Origin of the sequence: Bacillus paramycoides (genome assembly GCF_038971285.1) — a bacterium.
Lineage (GTDB): Bacteria > Bacillota > Bacilli > Bacillales > Bacillaceae_G > Bacillus_A.
Genome location: NZ_CP152427.1, coordinates 3,421,476 through 3,438,915, shown reverse-complemented (window position 1 = coordinate 3,438,915; position 17,440 = coordinate 3,421,476). Strand labels below are relative to the sequence as shown.

The following is a 17,440-nucleotide window of genomic DNA, read 5'->3' as shown; positions in this document are numbered from 1 at the left end:
TTCGTGTCTTTTTTACTTTTCTGGGACGGACAGTCCATAAAAGAACATCGTAACGATATCTTGTATATGTTTTTCGCGATCTCCTTCAAGAAGCTGTGCTCCGAACTCATCACCTAATTTAGTAAACATTTGAATGTATAGCAACATCATTTCTTTAGTAAGATGAGGGTTGATTTCATTTTTTTGCTGTGCTTGTTCTAATATTTCTAAATACCAAGGCAGGATTTTTTCGTTTTGATAATTATAAATAAACTCTCGGAGCTCCTCATCTCTTTGCATCATTTGCAGTAACATATCGGGCTGAAATAAACCACCAGTGTTCATTTTTCGTACAATCATTTTTTGCATCATATCATGAAAAGGTAATTTTTCCTCTGCAAGTTTTTTATAATATTGAAATTCAGATGTTATAAATTCTTGTATAAGTTCTCTAAATAACGCGTCTTTACTTCCGAAATGATTATAAATGGTAACTTGAGAAACATTTGCTTCTTTTGCAATATGTTCTATTTTTACTTCATTAAATCCACGTTCTGAAAATAATAAGAAGGCTGCCTCTTTTATGGCACGTTTTTTCTTTTCTTTCACTTTTTCAAAGCCGTTCAATGCAATCACCTCAATTAAAATATACAAGAAAAAATAATGGAAAACAATATTTTTGAAATATGGACATATAAATATTTCAAAAAGTTGTTGCGAATATGAAAGATGAGGAGTACAATAATTTTGAAATATCACATATTAAATATTTCAAAAAATGAGGTGGAATTATGATTTCAGTTCAAAATGTCACAAAACAGTTTTCAACTGGAAAAGGTTTGTTTCATATTACATTTGATGTAAAAGAAGGGGAAGTATTTGGTTACTTAGGACCAAATGGTGCTGGGAAATCCACAACAATTCGTAATTTAATGGGATTTATAAAACCGACAGCTGGTAAAGCGACAATTTTTGGATTAGATTGCTGGGATGAAGCAGCGAAAATTCAAAGGGAAGTCGGTTATTTACCAGGCGAAATTTCTTTTATTGAAGGAATGAATGGATTAGAATTTTTAAAGTTAATGCAAGGAATGCGTGGCTTAAAGGATACGAAAAAACGAGATAAATTAATAGAACGTCTACAATTTGATGTGAAAACACCGATTCGAAAAATGTCTAAAGGAATGAAGCAAAAGGTAGGCATTGTTGCTGCTTTTATGCATGATCCAGAAGTGTTAATTTTAGATGAACCGACTTCAGGACTCGATCCACTTATGCAGCAAGTATTTATAGATTTAATATTGGAGGAAAAGCAAAGAGGGAAAACAATCCTTATGTCATCGCACATTTTTACTGAGATTGAGAGAACTTGCGACAGAGTGGCTATAATTAAAGATGGACGCCTTGTAACAGTTGAAAATATTCATGATTTACAAAGCATGAGACGACAGGTAATAGATGTAACCGTATCGTCGCAAGAAGAGATTGAATCTCTTACACAATGTAATTTACAATTTGAAGCGGTGAAAGGTAGAGAAGCATCGATTATCGTACAAGGAAACTATCAAACTGTTTTACAAATACTTTCAAACTATAATGTAACGGCACTTCAAACGAGAGCAATGGATTTAGAACATTTATTTATGCATTATTACGATAAGAAAGAAGGGGTAAAGCATGAATAAGCAATTGTTTTTAGCTAGTTTGAAAGAAACACAAAAAAGTATTTGGAGTTATGCTACGGGTGCAGCTCTTTATTTATGGTTGTTAATTTGGATATTCCCTTCCATGGTATCAGCGAAAGGGTTAAATGAATTAATAAGTGCTATGCCTGATAGCGTGAAAAAAATTGTTGGTATGGAAAGTCCGATTCAAAACGTAATGGATTTTTTAGCTGGCGAATATTATAGTCTATTGTTTATTATCATATTAACAATTTTTTGTGTAACAGTTGCAACGCATTTAATTGCTCGTCATGTAGATAAGGGAGCGATGGCATACTTGCTGGCAACGCCTGTATCTAGAGTACGAATTGCAATTACGCAAGCGGCTATTCTTATATTAGGACTACTGATTATTGTAGCGGTTACGTATGTAGCAGGTATAGTAGGTGCAGAATGGTTTTTAGAAGTTAATAACTTAAATAAAGAATTATTCCTGAAGATAAACGTAGTCGGAGGGCTCATATTTTTAGTCGTTAGTGCTTATTCATTTTTATTTTCTTGTATATGTAACGATGAAAGAAAGGCACTTAGTTATTCAGCAAGTTTAACAATTTTATTTTTCGTAGCGGATATGGTAGGTAAATTAAGTGATAAGTTAGAGTGGATGAGAAATATATCATTATTTATGCTATTTCGTCCGAAAGAGATTGCTGAGGGAGCGTATAATATATGGCCAGTGAGTATAGGTTTAACTGCTGGAGCACTTTGTATTTTCATCGTAGCGATTGTATTGTTTAAGAAGAGGGATTTACCGTTGTAAAGTAGAAAGTCCACTGATAGAGTGGGCTTTTTTTGATGAGGATGAAACGAATGGGGTGCAGCTATATATATGATGTAGAAACGTCATTATTGTTTTATGAGAAAATAATTGTTTTAAAGTTGTCGATCCAAATGGATATGTCCTCAGAGTTACGTATAAAAAAGGTAAACATAAAAAATGTTTACCTTTTTTATGGAAATATTCAAAAAAATGAACCTTTTTCTAGGCTCATCCGTCTAATACATGTAAAGTTAAATTTGAAGTGAGGATGAAACAGGAGGAGCAATTGTGAAAGTAATCCCTTTGTATAAAATGATTGTAAAAGAAGAAACCGATGTTTCTTTAGCGAAAAAAGGTGATCATGAAGCGTTTATGGCGCTTATACATACAGAAAAAGTGAAGATGTATCGTATTGCAAAGGCTATGTTACGTGATGAGACAAATATAGAGGATGCGATACAGGCAACAATTTTAAAAGCCTATGAAAATATAAAAAAATTAAAGAAAGAAGAGTTTTTTCAAACTTGGTTAATTCGAATTTTGATAAATGAGTGTAACAATATTATTAGATCATACAAAAAAATAATGATAATAGAAGAAAGTGATTACAATATGAGTGCTTATGATCAGTATGAAGATATAGATTTGTGTAATGCGATTCAATCGTTACATGAAGAGTTAAGAGCTGTTACGGTGCTTTATTATTATGAAGATATGAATCAAGAGAGTATAGCGAAGCTTTTAGAAATACCAAAAGGAACAGTAAAATCGAGATTGTCACGTGCGAGGGAACAACTGCAAAAACGATTAAAGATGGAATAGGGGGTGTATAGGATGGATAACGAAAAATTATTTGATGAGAAATTAAAAAAGAGAATAAACGAAGAGAATGTTATAGTACCGCCAGAGTTAAATGAAAAGATTAATCGTACACTACATAATCTCCCGGTAAAAAAGAAAGGTTACAGAGTTCATATGATGGCTATAAGTGCTGCGGTTCTAACACTTTCCATTGTGTCTATGTCGGAGTTTTCTGATCAAATTTTTGCTCAAAACGGCGGAGTATTTGAATATGTAAAGAAAAAGGCGTTTTCTGATTATGAAAATGAAGAAGAAATAAAATCGAACGTAAATTATCCAGATAAAGAAGAGATTCATGAAAAGATGCTGGATTCTATTGATCATTTTAAAAATATTTCAGGACAATTTGAGGAATATTCTAGCTCTTCAAGAATTGCTACAACATACAAATATGCGATTGATACGGAGCAACAAAGAGGTATCTCTTCGAAAGAAGATAAGCTAACGAAAAAACGAACAATTATATATAACGAGGGCAAGAAAAAAGAATTTGATGATGAGAAGTATACATACAAAGAGATGAAATGGAGCCCGAAAGAAAGAAACTATGAACTATTAAAATTAAATCCTACGGAAAGGTTATTGAGAAAATTAGGCGAGAAAAAAAGGTATGATGATGAATATGTTGGATTCGCGAAGTATAGTATTCAATCAGAATTTGCTGATTTGTTAATCCGATATAAAGATTGGAATTATAAAGAGACGAAGTATCTTGGACTTGATTGCTACAAAATAGAAGGGACAATAAATATAGAAATGCCTGTAAGTACATCTGAAGATTTAAGAGGGAAATTTGAAATGGTTGTAGAGAAAAATACAGGGATTATGCTAAAGTTCCTTAGTTTCCACGAAGGTATGATTCAATATTCGATTACGACTGAATGGATACAAATAAACAAAGGGTTGAAAGAGAATGTATTTCAAAAGGATAGCGCTAAGTATGAAAAATTGAAAAGTATATTAGATGAATAGAAAACGGAGGGAACGATATGGAGAATACCTCTTCTTCAAGAGAAAAGAAAAATAAAAGAAAATATAAGAAGACAATGATAATCAGTGTACTGTTAGTAGTATTACTATTTGGCGGAGTTGGATATGGTACTTATATATATATGAAAACTTCTAATCTCGTACAAAAATCTAGTTTGAATTTAGCACGTGGTGAAAAATCAAATTTGCGTGAAAACGCTGTAAAGCCGATTACAAATAATGTTTCACTTTTAATTATGGGCATTGATGAAAATCAAGAGCGACAAAAGGAGTATAATGGTGCATTTCATACAGATGCGCTACTGTTAGCTACTTTTAATAAAGATGATAAGACAGTGAAATTAACGAGTATACCACGTGATACATACACATATGTTCCAGTTGAAAAGAAAAAAGATAAAATAACGCATGCGTATGGAAGTGGTTTCGTTAAAAATGGTAAAGATGGAGGGCCACAAGCTTCAGTGGAAGCGGTAGAAAAATTGTTACAAGTGCCTGTTGATTATTTTGTGAAGTTTAATTTTAATGCATTTACTAAAATTGTTGATGGATTAGATGGGATTGAAGTAGATGTCCCAGTTGAAGTTAAGGAGCAAAATAGTAAAGATGAACCTGACGCGATTCATTTGAAAAAAGGACTACAAAAATTAACAGGGGAAGAAGCGCTTGCACTGGCAAGAACGCGTCATATTGATAGTGATGCAATGAGAGCACAGCGTCAACAGCTTGTTATTGAGGCGATTTTAAGTAAATTAAAAAGTGTAGGCTCAATTACGAAGCTAGAAAAAATAGTTGAGGCGGTTGACGGCGATTTTAAGACAAACTTAGTAATGGATGATATTTTATCTTTTTATAAATACGGCTTAAACGGTTCAGTTGAAAAAATACAATTAGCTGGTGATGATTTATATTTACCTAACGGTCCAAATGGGCAACGTGTATATTATTATAATCCTAATAAAAAAGATTTGCAGAGTTTGAGTAATACGCTTAGAACACATTTAGGATTAAGTGAAAAACAGATTGAGGAGAATTAAAGCAGACGTAATGTCTGCTTTTTATTGTGTATAATAGTATGTCATTTATTTTTAAATGTTATATACTATTTTCAAATTAAAGATAATAGTGTAACATAAAATTGTGGTTTAAGTTAAATAACAAGGGGGCTATCAAATAGTTTGGAAGAAATGAAAAACAGGGGAGTATTAAAAATGAGAATTGTAAAAAATTTAACATTCCAAGTTATTGTGGCAATTATTTGCGGTATTGCAGTAGGGGCAATTTGGCCTAGTGTTGGACAGCAGATGAAGCCAATTGGTGAAACGTTTATCAATATGATTAAAATGGTTATTGCACCGATAATCTTTTTAACGATTGTGCTTGGTATTGCAAGTATGGGAAGTATGAAAAAGGTAGGTCGTGTTGGCGGGAAGGCACTATTATATTTTGAAATTGTTACAACTGCGGCTTTAATTATTGGTATCATCGTAGCGAATGTTGTACGTCCCGGAGATGGATTAGATCCCTCAAAACTAAAGGGTGGAGATGTTTCGCAATATGTACAAAGCGGGCAAGAAATGAAGTGGATGGATTTCTTTTTACATATTGTACCGTCTAACATGTTTGAAGCATTTGCAAAAGGTGATATTTTACAAGTTCTGTTCTTCTCCATTTTATTCGGTGCAGGGTTAACGATGCTCGGGAAAAATGGACAACCGGTTATCGACTTTTTTGAAAGATTATCAAAAGTATTTTTTAATATTTTATCTATTGTTATGAAGTTAGCGCCGGTTGGAGCATTCGGCGGGATGGCGTTTACAATTGGGAAGTATGGTTTAAGCACGCTCATACCACTTGGTAAATTAATGATTTGTGTATATGCGACAATGGCATTATTTGTTTTTATTGTTTTAAATTTTATTTGTGAACTGTACAAATTTAGTTTGTGGAAATATTTAGCTCACATTAAAGAAGAATTACTCATTGTTCTTGGGACATCATCATCAGAATCAGTATTGCCGCGAATGATGACAAAGATGGAAGACTTCGGATGTTCGAAGCCAGTAGTAGGTTTAGTCATTCCAACAGGATACTCTTTTAATTTAGATGGAACGACGATTTATTTATCGATGGCTACTATATTTTTAGCTCAAGTCTTTCACGTCGACCTTTCACTAGGTCAACAATTAACGATAATAGCTATTTTATTAGTTACATCTAAAGGAGCAGCCGCAGTAACAGGTGGAGGCTTTATTGTACTAGCATCTACTTTATCTGCGATGAATGTTATTCCATTAGAAGGGTTAGCACTATTACTTGGTGTAGATCGTTTCATGTCAGAGGCACGTGCTATCGTCAATTTAATTGGTAACGGTATTGCGACTGTAGTTGTTGCAAAAAGTGAAAATGAATTTGATGAAGAGAAGTATACGAGAGTAATAGAGGAAATGAAAAAAGAGAAAATGGTCGGATAAAAAAGTCAGCAAAGCTGACTTTTTTATTTTTGTAGAAAAGAGGTTTGTTACGATATACATTATTTATTAACAATAATTTACAAGTGTTTTATGGTGGAGGGATATAAAGACTATTAAATCAATACATAGAATTCAATGAGATATAGTGTTTCGAAAGATTATGGAATTTTTATGAATATTACTGTAAGAAAATAATTTTTTTAAAATTTTCAATAATAACACTTTACAAAACTCGAAAAATTAGTAGAATAATAGTTAATAAGAATCTTCTGATAAATATATAAAGAAAAACGGAATTATCAGAAAATTCTTAAATGAGAGCGTTTAGAATTAGGGAGGGTACAGAAAGTGAAAAAGAAAAAAATGAAAAAACTAACAGCAGTTGTAGCACCAGTTTTAGCAATGAGTATGGCATTGACAGCATGTTCTACATCAGGCGGAGATAAGAAGACAAGCACAAATTCTAGCTCTGGCGGAGATAGCAAATCAGAAGAAAAATTAGCAGCGAAACAAGTGTTCAATAAAACAGAAAATCAGGAAATTCCAACAATGGATACGTCGAAGAGTACAGATACTTTGGGCTCTCAAATTTTAGGGAACACAATGGAAGGCTTATACCGTTTAGATAAAGAGAATAAACCAATCCCAGCTGCGGCAGAATCAAGCACGAAGAGTGAGGATGGTAAAAAATATACATTTAAATTACGTAAAGATGCAAAATGGTCAAATGGTGATCCTGTAACAGCGAAAGATTTCGTATTTGCATGGCAACGTTTGTTAGATCCAAAAACAGCTGCTGAGTATGCATTCATTGCATTCCCAATTAAAAATGCAGAAGCGGTTAATAAAGGGGAAAAACCTGTAACAGAACTAGGAGTTAAAGCAGTAGATGACCTTACTTTAGAAGTTGAATTAGAACAAGCAGTACCATACTTCTTAAACTTAGTAGCATTCCCATCATACTATCCATTAAATGAGAAATTCGTAAAAGAAAAAGGGGATAAATACGGTTTAGAATCTGATACAACTGTATATAACGGACCGTTCGTTCTTACTGATTGGAAGCATGAGCAAGGTTGGAAACTGAAGAAGAATGATCAATATTGGGATAAAAAGACTGTAAAATTAGATGAAATTAACTATAGTGTTGTAAAAGAGCCAGCAACTAATGTGAATTTATATGATAGTGGTCAAATTGATTTCTCCTTATTAACAGGTGAATTTGTTGACAAATATAGAAATAATAAAGAGGAATATGGGGTGTATAACGAACCAAGTACGTTCTTTATACGTTTAAACCAGAAACGTGGTGGACAAGATACACCATTAAAGAGCAAGAAATTACGTGAAGCAATTGCGCTATCAATTGATAAAAAGAATTTAACAAATGTTATTTTAAATGATGGGTCAAAACCTGCAGATTATTTAGTGCCGAAAGGCTTAGCAGCTGGACCTGATGGGAAAGACTTCCAAGAAACGTTTAAAAACGGTATTAAACCAGATGCGAAAAAAGCAGCTGCTGCATGGGAAGAAGCGAAAAAAGAACTTGGAAAAGATCAAGTTACAATTGAGTTTTTAAACTATGATACTGGTAATGCGAAAAAAGTTGGGGAATATGTAAAAGATCAAATTGAGAAAAACTTAAAAGGTGTAACAGTAAATATTAAACTGCAGCCGTTTAAACAAAAACTTAAATTAGAATCAGATCAAGATTATGATATTTCATATGGTGGATGGAGCCCAGATTATGCGGATCCAATGACATATTTAGATATGTTTGAAAGTAAGCACTCTCATAACCAAATGAGTTTCTCTGATCAGAAATATGATGAAATAATTAAAAAAGCTGGTGGGGAATTAATGAGTGATGCGAAGAAGCGCTGGGAGGAACTAGGAAAAGCAGAGAAATTACTTCTTGAAGAAGATGTAGCTCTTGTACCTTTATATCAAAGTGCTAGATCTTATGTTATGAAACCGCATGTAAAAGGTGTTGTTAAGCATAATATTAGCCCAGAATACAGCTATAAGTGGGCGTATGTTACTGAAAAATAATAGAGTTGAAAAAGTACTTCAAAGCAGTCTACATGCCTTGAAGTACTTTTTTTATTGTACAATTGAACGTGAAAATGAAAGAGTAGAGAAGAAATGAAATGTAGTAGATGGAGGATACGTGTAGTATGGTCATAGAAAATAGAATGTTACTATCGTGAAGTAAAATAAATTTTCTAAATATTTTAAAAAATAACTTTACAAAAATAGAAAAGTCAGTAGAATATTAATTAATAAGAATTTTCTGATAACTGGTTATTAGAAAATCTCTCAAAATTAGTTTCGTACATATAATTGGGGAGGGTACAAAAATGAAGAAAAAGATGAAAAAGTTCACGGCGGTTGTAGCGCCAGTTTTAGCGATGAGTATGGCGTTGGCAGCTTGTTCTGGATCTGGTGGGGAGAAGAAATCAACTACGACGTCTAGCGGTGGTGGGGAAGAGAAAAAATCTGAAATTAAATACGCAGCGAAACAAGTGTTAAATCGTACAGAGAATCAAGAGATTCCGACGATGGATGTTTCAAAATCTACTGATACATTAGGTTCTCAAATTTTAGGGAACACAATGGAAGGTTTATATCGATTAGATAAAGATAATAAACCAATCCCAGCTGCAGCAGAATCTAGTACGAAAAGCGAGGATGGCAAAAAATATACATTTAAACTACGTAAAGATGCAAAATGGTCAAACGGTGATCCTGTAACAGCGAAAGATTTCGTATATGCATGGCAACGCTTACTTGATAAAAATACAGCGGCAGAATATGCGTTTATCGCTTACTATATTAAAAACGCAGAGGCAATTAATAAGGGTGAAAAGCCACTAACAGATTTAGGGGCAAAAGCGGTAGATGATTATACGCTAGAAGTAGAATTAGAAAAACCAGTGCCATATTTCTTGAATTTAATGGCATTCCCATCGTACTATCCTTTAAATGAGAAGTTCGTAAAAGAAAAAGGGGATAAGTTCGGTTTAGAAGCAGATACAACGTTGTATAACGGACCGTTCGTTATGGCTTCATGGAAACATGAACAAGGATGGCAACTAAAGAAAAATGATAAGTACTGGGATAATAAAACTGTGAAATTAGAAGAAATTAACTATAGTGTAGTAAAAGAAGTTGCGACGAAAGTAAACTTATATGATACAGGATCAATTGATTTCACATTATTATCAGGAGAATTCGTTGATAAATATAAATCAAACAAAGAAGAGTACGGTGAGTATTCAGAAGCAAGTACATTCTTTTTACGTTTAAATCAAAAGCGTAACGGACAAGATACACCGTTAAAGAGCAAAAAACTACGTGAAGCAATCGCATTATCAATTGATAAAAAAGGTTTAGCAAACGTAATTTTAAATAACGGTTCAAAAGCAACAGATCAATTAGTACCAAAAGGACTTGCGACAGGACCAGACGGTAAAGATTACCAAGATACATTTAAAAATGGTCTGAAATATGATCCGAAAAAAGGTGCAGCAGCTTGGGAGGCAGCGAAAAAAGAACTTGGAAAAGATCAAGTGACAATTGAATTACTAAGCTATGATGATGGAACTGCGAAGAAAATTGCTGACTACTTTAAAGACCAAATTGAGAAAAACTTAAAAGGTGTAACGGTTAACACGAAAATTCAGCCGTTCAAACAAAAATTAAAATTAGAGTCAGCACAAGATTATGAAGTTTCGTTTGCAGGTTGGAGCCCAGATTATTCGGATCCAATGACATTTATTGATATGTTTGAATCGAAGAGCCCGTATAACCAAATGAGTTATTCGAATCCAAAATACGATGAAATGGTAGCAAAAGCAGGTAATGAATTACTGTCTGATCCGAAAAAACGTTGGGAAGCGTTAGGAAAAGCAGAGAAATTGTTCCTTGAAGAAGATGCAGGATTAGTACCTTTATACCAAACAGGTAGAGCATATGTGATGAAGCCGAATGTAAAAGGAATCGTGAAACATAACATTAGTCCAGAATATAGCTTTAAGTGGGCGTATGTAACGGAAGAGAAATAAGAAAAAAGAGCGTTTGAAAAATATATTATTTATTTTTTCAAACGCTCTTTTACTATTCAATTAAATTTAAGTAGATAGAGAAGAATAAGAAAAGTGGTACTTACATATAGTAGATGGGGGAGAATTCATATAGTAGTAATAGATTGTTATTGAAGTAAATAAATTAATTATTATGAATATTTTTAAAAATACTTTACAATTCAAGAAAAATTAGTAGAATAATGATTAGTAATAATTTTCTGATAATTTAAGTTGATAAAGAAATCTCTCAAAGTTAGTTTCGTACATATAAATTGGGGAGGGTACAAGAATGAAGAAAAAGATGAAAAAGTTTACGGCGGTTGTAGCACCAGTTTTAGCGATGAGTATGGCGTTAACAGCGTGTTCTGGATCTTCAGGTGGGGAGAAGAAAACGACAACGACATCTAATAATGGTGGAGAAGAGAAGAAAACTGATATTAAATATGCGGCAAAGCAAGTGCTAAATCGTACAGAAACGAATGAAATTCCGACGATGGATACTTCAAAAAATACAGATACACTTGGCTCGCAAATTTTAGGGAATACAATGGAAGGTTTATATCGCCTTGATAAAGATAATAAACCAATCCCAGCTGTAGCGGAATCTAGCACAAAAAGCGAGGATGGCAAAAAATATACATTTAAATTACGGAAAGATGCAAAATGGTCAAACGGTGATTCTGTAACAGCGAAAGATTTTGTATTTGCATGGCAACGTCTAGTAGACCCAAAAACAGCTGCTGAGTATGCATTTATTGCTTACTATCTTAAAAATGCAGAAGCGATTAATCAAGGAAAAGGAGAAGTTTCGACATTAGGTGTAAAAGCGGTAGATGATTATACGCTTGAAGTAGAACTAGAAAGACCTGTACCATATTTCTTGAACTTAATGGCATTTGCGTCATACTATCCATTAAATGAAAAGTTCGTAAAAGAAAAAGGAAATAAATTCGGTTTAGAGTCTGATACAACACTGTATAATGGTCCATTTGTACTTACTGATTGGAAACATGAGCAAGGCTGGAAATTAAAGAAAAATGATCAATATTGGGATAAAAAGACTGTAAAACTAGAGGAAATAAACTATAGTGTAGTAAAAGAACCAGCTACTAGAGTAAATTTATATGATACAGGTGCAATTGATTTCGCACTTTTATCAGGAGAATTCGTGGATAAGTATAGAAATAATAAAGAGGAATTTGGAGCATATTCGGAAACAAGTACGTTTTACTTACGCTTAAACCAAAAACGTGGTGGGCAAGATACACCGTTAAAGAGCAAAAAGCTACGTGAAGCAATCGCATTATCAATTGATAAGAAAGCTTTAGCAAATGTCATTTTAAATGATGGTTCAAAACCAGTGGATTACTTAGTACCAAAAGGTTTAGCAAGTGGACCAGACGGTAAAGATTTTGCAGAAACGTTCAAGAATGGTTTAAAACAAGACTCGAAAAAGGCAGCAGCAGCATGGGAAGAAGCGAAAAAAGAACTTGGAAAAGATCAAGTGACAATAGAGTTATTAAATTATGATACTGGTAATGCGAAAAAAGTTGGGGAGTATGTAAAAGATCAAGTTGAAAAGAATTTAAAAGGTGTGACAGTAAATATTAAACTGCAACCATTTAAGCAAAAACTAAAATTAGAATCAGACCAAGATTATGATTTTTCATATGGTGGCTGGAATCCAGATTATGCGGACCCAATGACATATCTTGATATGTTTGAAACAAAAAATTCGCAAAACCAGATGAGCTACTCAAATTCAAAATATGATGACGTTATTAATAAAAGTAAGACAGAATGGATGGCTGATGCAAAAAAACGTTGGACAGAGCTAGGGAAGGCAGAGAAATTGTTACTTGAGGAAGATGTAGCACTTGTACCTTTATATCAAAGTGCTAAATCATATGTTATGAAACCGAATGTAAAGGGAATTGTAAAACATAATATTAGTCCGGAATATAGCTTTAAATGGGCGTATATTGAAGAGAAATAAAAAAGAGAAGAGCATTTTCAAGTTGCGGTATAGCACTTGGAAATGCTTTTTTATGTGCACTAATTATAGATGGGTGAATATATGTATTATAGAAAAATTAAAGGAGAATTCTATGAAACGAAATACTTACATCGATTTCCTGGCTTATTATGGAATAGGGAGTGCTCATCCTGGTGGTTTTACGTTAACAAAACAATTGTTAGCGCAATTGCCTTTTAGATATGGAGCAAATGTCCTTGAACTTGGCTGCGGTACGGGGAAAACAGCGGCGTATATGACAAAAGAGTGTGGTTATAAAGTAACGGCGGTTGAAAAGAATGAAATTATGATTCAAAAGGCAAAAGATAGATGGTCGTTTGAAGGACTAGACATTCAATTAATTGAAGGAAATGTAGAGCAATTACCTTGTTTGCATGAATCATTTGAGTTCGTACTCGGAGAATCGATACTCGCTTTTACAGAAAAAGAAAAGGTTATTTCAGAGTGCTATCGTGTATTACAGAAAGACGGTAAGCTTGTTGTCATTGAAATGATTATTGATAGGCACATTGATAAGGGAGAGGAAGAAAAAATCTCTCAATTATACGGGATGAAAGAACTATTAACTGAGAGCGAGTGGGTACAATTATTTCAGAAAGCAAATTTTAAGCGGGTTACTATTGCTGGCGGTGGTACAATTGCGGAAACGATCTCTAGCTATATAGAAGAGCCGGAATGGAATGTATCACAATTTATTCCGAATGAGTTATATGAGGCATGGGTGCAGCATGAAAATGTAAGGCTTATGTACCAACATATTTTAGGTCATCGTATTTTTATATGTGAAAAATAAAGGAAAAGAGTTGGCTAAAGGTAGTCAACTCTTTACTATGTTAAATGAAAAATAATGCAGCTAATGTAATTCCGAAGATGAAACCAAATCCGAGTTCAACGCCCCAGCCACAACCGCCGCCTCCCCAGCCGCCGCAACTACCGCAACCACGACCGCCACATCCACAGCCGCTAAATCCACCACTACAACCAAATCCGCAACTATCACATCTGCTAAGGCCGCCGCAAAGATCACAACCACCGTTTGCATATGCGTCATAGTATCCAAAACCTGTATCAAAAGATGAGCGCTGTTGCACTGGTTCAATCCATACAGAGCTTTTTGTCACATCAATTATTTTGCCTAAATAAATGCGGCCATCACGATCTTCAATGCGAACGACTTTACCGAAATAACGTCGGCACGTATCGTAACATTTTTGTCTATGCATATTCATTCCTCCTTCCCCATTACAGTAATACGATATGTAAGGGGGACAAGTGCGGCTTGTACGAATGCCCTAACTATCATAATTGTTATAGGAAAGGGGAAATATAGGAAGAGGATATATAAGGAGGAAAAAGCATGAAATCGACAGATCAGTTTCAGACATACGAAGTACCATGGGAAGAATTTATAGAAGCGTTGCGAGAGGAAATGAAGAGGCAAGTAGGAGCAGACATTATCGATACAGTAGTTTGTAATTTAGAAGACGGTTTTGAAGTGTATACATATGTGCAAGGGGATTTAGATTTTGAATATAAGGAAGCGCTCGAAAGGAAATACGGGAGCGATGCAAAAACTCCTAACGTGTTAACAATTATGTTATTAGCTAGCATTTATAGTACAAGTGAAGAGAATATACGCTTACATGCGGATCATAAAGATAATCCAATTGTTGAAGTGTATGTGAAGCAATAAAACACGCTGTGAAGGCGTGTTTTTTAATTGTATGGTAAAATGTTAGAAAATTAAGAAAGATGGTGATGATTTGAAAATTAAACATCTTAATTTAACAGTTTCAGATGTAGCAGCTACTAGAGAGTTTTTAGAAAAATATTTTGGTTTAACTTGTAGCGGGGCAAGGGGAAATGGCTTTGCGGTTATGCGTGATAACGATGGGTTTATATTAACGTTAATGAAAGGGAAAGACGTACATTATCCAAAAACATTTCATGTAGGATTTCCACAAGAAAATAATGAACAAGTAGATAAGATAAATCAAAGATTGAAGGAAGATGGATTTTTGGTTGAGGCTCCTAAACGTGCACATGCGTATACGTTTTATGTGGAAGCACCTGGTGGATTTACAATTGAAGTGATGTGTTAATTCAAAATCAAACTTTTTGTTATTTGTTTTCAATATGAAAAGTAGGAAAAGTCTGTTTTAAGTGCAGAGCTTAAACAGGCTTTTTTACTTATAGTAGCAGATAGAAAATACTAGATGGGGTCATTTTCAGTTTGTATAACTATTTACATAATAAAGTTATGGTGTATCAGTTGTCCTAAAATACAAGTCATATATCTTGTATCCTCTCATAAATTTAAACATAGGAATTTGTCTACAAAGGTGGCGAAGCCTCATCATGAAAATTCGAATTTGTGCCACATTCATGTTGTTTCTATTTATATGGTTACATCCTTTTTGGACTTTTGCAAAAGGAGAGGAGGCAAAGGAAAGGGTCGTTTCACTTGTATATGATGATTCGGGCAGCATGAGAAATAACGATCGCTGGAAATATGCCAATTACGCTTTGCAAAGTTTAGTTGCGCTATTAGACGAAAAAGATAAATTTTCTTACGTTCCAATGAGCAAGCCGAATGATCCATTAAACATTTCGTTAACAAAGGATAAGAGACAAACAGAAATTGAGGGAATTGGAGCATGGAAAACGTATTTAAATACTCCGTTTAGCGCAGTAGAAACGGCGATGCAATCTATAAAAAAGGAAGCAGATATAGATGGAAAACGTGAATTTTGGCTTATTGTCTTAACTGACGGGGCATTTAATGATTTAGAGAAAGATAAGGCTGGCGGAAAAGAACAAATTTTGCAGAAGCTAGCGCAGTTTAAGAAGGATATGGATGCAAAAAAGATATCGTTACATCCAATTTTAATTACGATGGAAGAGGATTTAGGACAGCAAGAAAAGGCACAACTAAATACGTTTAAAGAAATATGGAAGAAAGAGATAAATGGAGTTACGATGCCGTCTAGTGGAGAGGATGGTATTGTAAAGAGCGTCAATCAAGTGGCAGCATTAGTTGCAAATCGTGATCCGTTCTCTTCAGTTGAATCGATTGTAAAAACGAAAGTAGTAGGAAAGAAAGTAGAGATTACAACACCATTTCCGTTAAAACGTATGACGCTTGTACGACAATCGCCTTCTTTGTCTAATTATCAGGTCACACAAATTTCTAAACCGTTACAATTACAATCTTCTTACTCCATACATGCACCAGGAGAAGCGAAATTATTCGGAAATATAGTTCATATCAGTACGGAAAATGAGGAAGTTATTAAACCAGGAACGTATACGATAGAAGTGGATCGAGATATTGAGAAAGAAGGATTACAGGTACTAGTTGAACCGGCGCTTAACTATACCGTTTCTACTTATGACAAAGATGATAGTAGTCAAAAAAATGTAGAAGAAATGTACGAAGGTGTTACTGCTGTTATTGAAGCTAAGCCTACGGAATTACCAATTCAATCTTCCTATTTTCAGGCAGAAGCAGAAATAGACGGAAAACAGTACCCGATGAAGTGGGACGATAAAAAACATGTATTTTACTACGAAATGAAGGTTGATAAAGGGCTAGTGCGTGGGAAAGTTCATATGAACATAAAGGGTTTTTACAGACAGACGAAAGAATTTAAAATCAAAGTAACGGAAAAACCAAAATTATCACTACAAACGATTACGAAAGATTATGAAGAAAAAGTAACAAATTTAGAGAATAGTAAACCGTTTATTATACAACCACAGTTAGATGGTAAGCCGATGACAGAAGAGGCTGTAAAGAAACTATTAAAATCTACTGGTGTCACATCTAAACAATCAATCAACTATGAAATAAAACAACATGGTAATCAAATTTATATTTATCCTCGCCCTCATTACTCCAACACATTCAATTTCACAGATACCGGCACCGTAGAAGCTACCATCGTAGTGCAAGATTCAAAATTACAAGAAGTAAAGAAAAAAATATCACTTCATATTCAAAATGCACCGTTTTATGAAAAATATGCGCTTATTTTTAAGTTTGTTATTCCTATCACTTTATTACTTTTAATAGTAGGGATAATCGTTTTAGGATGGATTGTCCGTCCAAGATTTCACCGGAAAGCATTATTGTATTACGAATGGGATCAAGAAGTAGCGAAAGATTGGTTATATCAATCTGAGCCAGAATTACTTAAAAATAAATGGTGGAAACATTATTTTGGTATTCCGTTTAGAGCGGAAAGGAAGACAGTACAATCCGTTACGTTTATAGCAAAGAAAGGATCGAAATCGATATTTGTAGCGAAAGAGTCACAAGTAGTAGGAATGATTATTGATGGAATGTTTATAACAGAGGATGAGGTTGGAGTGGAACATAAGACGCTGTATCCAAATGAACTTTTAGTAATTGATAGAGGATACGGTAAAGAAATTTATAGGTACGAGTGTGAATAGTAGATAGGGTGAAGAGGGAGGATTTTTACTTTCTCTCTCCTTTTTCAAACAAGCAAGAATAGGAAGGTGGT

15 protein-coding genes are annotated in these 17,440 nt (G+C 34.0%); 13 read left to right on the top strand and 2 right to left on the bottom strand.

The annotated features are described in order from the left end of the window. Nucleotides 1-12 precede the first annotated feature (12 nt). Nucleotides 13-633 (bottom strand): TetR/AcrR family transcriptional regulator, encoded by a 621-nt coding sequence (locus AAG068_RS17650; protein ID WP_342715234.1) that lies wholly within the window; start codon nucleotides 631-633, stop codon nucleotides 13-15. Between the two features lie 137 nt (nucleotides 634-770). Here AAG068_RS17650 and AAG068_RS17645 point away from each other — a divergent pair, with 137 nt between their 5' ends. The 10 genes from AAG068_RS17645 (at nucleotide 771) to AAG068_RS17600 (ending at nucleotide 13,704) form a co-directional block, all read left to right on the top strand. Beyond that, nucleotides 771-1,664: an ABC transporter ATP-binding protein gene (locus AAG068_RS17645; RefSeq protein WP_342715233.1), complete on the top strand. Its 894-nt coding sequence runs from the start codon at nucleotides 771-773 to the stop codon at nucleotides 1,662-1,664. Then, complete coding sequence (locus AAG068_RS17640; protein WP_342715232.1) at nucleotides 1,657-2,463, top strand: ABC transporter permease subunit; 807 nt, start codon at nucleotides 1,657-1,659, stop codon at nucleotides 2,461-2,463. Before AAG068_RS17645 ends, AAG068_RS17640 begins: the two co-directional genes overlap by 8 nt. A 288-nt stretch (nucleotides 2,464-2,751) precedes the next feature. Next, entirely contained in the window at nucleotides 2,752-3,285 is a 534-nt protein-coding gene (locus tag AAG068_RS17635) for an RNA polymerase sigma factor (protein WP_342715231.1), read from the top strand. Between the two features lie 12 nt (nucleotides 3,286-3,297). Further along, nucleotides 3,298-4,296: an anti-sigma factor gene (locus tag AAG068_RS17630; protein ID WP_342715230.1), complete on the top strand. Its 999-nt coding sequence runs from the start codon at nucleotides 3,298-3,300 to the stop codon at nucleotides 4,294-4,296. Nucleotides 4,297-4,313: 17 nt separating this feature from the next. Then, nucleotides 4,314-5,351: an LCP family protein gene (locus AAG068_RS17625; RefSeq protein ID WP_342715229.1), complete on the top strand. Its 1,038-nt coding sequence runs from the start codon at nucleotides 4,314-4,316 to the stop codon at nucleotides 5,349-5,351. A 174-nt stretch (nucleotides 5,352-5,525) separates the two neighbouring features. Continuing rightward, on the top strand, nucleotides 5,526-6,788 hold the full coding sequence (locus AAG068_RS17620) for a dicarboxylate/amino acid:cation symporter (protein WP_342715228.1): 1,263 nt from the start codon (nucleotides 5,526-5,528) through the stop codon (nucleotides 6,786-6,788). Nucleotides 6,789-7,136: 348 nt separating this feature from the next. Next, a complete protein-coding gene (locus tag AAG068_RS17615) occupies nucleotides 7,137-8,840 on the top strand; it encodes a peptide ABC transporter substrate-binding protein (RefSeq protein WP_342715227.1) in 1,704 nt (567 codons plus the stop codon). A 308-nt stretch (nucleotides 8,841-9,148) separates the two neighbouring features. Beyond that, the gene (locus AAG068_RS17610) at nucleotides 9,149-10,855 is read left to right on the top strand and encodes a peptide ABC transporter substrate-binding protein (RefSeq protein ID WP_342715226.1); all 1,707 of its coding nucleotides are present in this window, start codon (nucleotides 9,149-9,151) and stop codon (nucleotides 10,853-10,855) included. Between the two features lie 310 nt (nucleotides 10,856-11,165). After that, nucleotides 11,166-12,872, top strand: coding sequence for a peptide ABC transporter substrate-binding protein (locus AAG068_RS17605; RefSeq protein WP_342715224.1), 1,707 nt, complete (start codon nucleotides 11,166-11,168; stop codon nucleotides 12,870-12,872). A 112-nt stretch (nucleotides 12,873-12,984) separates the two neighbouring features. Continuing rightward, entirely contained in the window at nucleotides 12,985-13,704 is a 720-nt protein-coding gene (locus tag AAG068_RS17600) for a class I SAM-dependent methyltransferase (RefSeq protein ID WP_342715223.1), read from the top strand. Nucleotides 13,705-13,744: 40 nt separating this feature from the next. Here the strand turns inward: AAG068_RS17600 and AAG068_RS17595 are convergent, their stop codons facing one another. After that, nucleotides 13,745-14,134, bottom strand: a complete 390-nt coding sequence (locus AAG068_RS17595) for a hypothetical protein (protein WP_342715222.1) — start codon at nucleotides 14,132-14,134, stop codon at nucleotides 13,745-13,747. A 134-nt stretch (nucleotides 14,135-14,268) separates the two neighbouring features. Here AAG068_RS17595 and AAG068_RS17590 point away from each other — a divergent pair, with 134 nt between their 5' ends. From AAG068_RS17590 to AAG068_RS17580, 3 genes are all read left to right on the top strand, one after another. After that, nucleotides 14,269-14,604 (top strand): hypothetical protein, encoded by a 336-nt coding sequence (locus AAG068_RS17590; RefSeq protein ID WP_342715221.1) that lies wholly within the window; start codon nucleotides 14,269-14,271, stop codon nucleotides 14,602-14,604. Nucleotides 14,605-14,674: 70 nt separating this feature from the next. Continuing rightward, nucleotides 14,675-15,013: a VOC family protein gene (locus AAG068_RS17585; protein WP_166703957.1), complete on the top strand. Its 339-nt coding sequence runs from the start codon at nucleotides 14,675-14,677 to the stop codon at nucleotides 15,011-15,013. Nucleotides 15,014-15,269: 256 nt separating this feature from the next. Further along, nucleotides 15,270-17,369, top strand: coding sequence for a vWA domain-containing protein (locus AAG068_RS17580; protein ID WP_342715219.1), 2,100 nt, complete (start codon nucleotides 15,270-15,272; stop codon nucleotides 17,367-17,369). Nucleotides 17,370-17,440 lie beyond the last annotated feature (71 nt).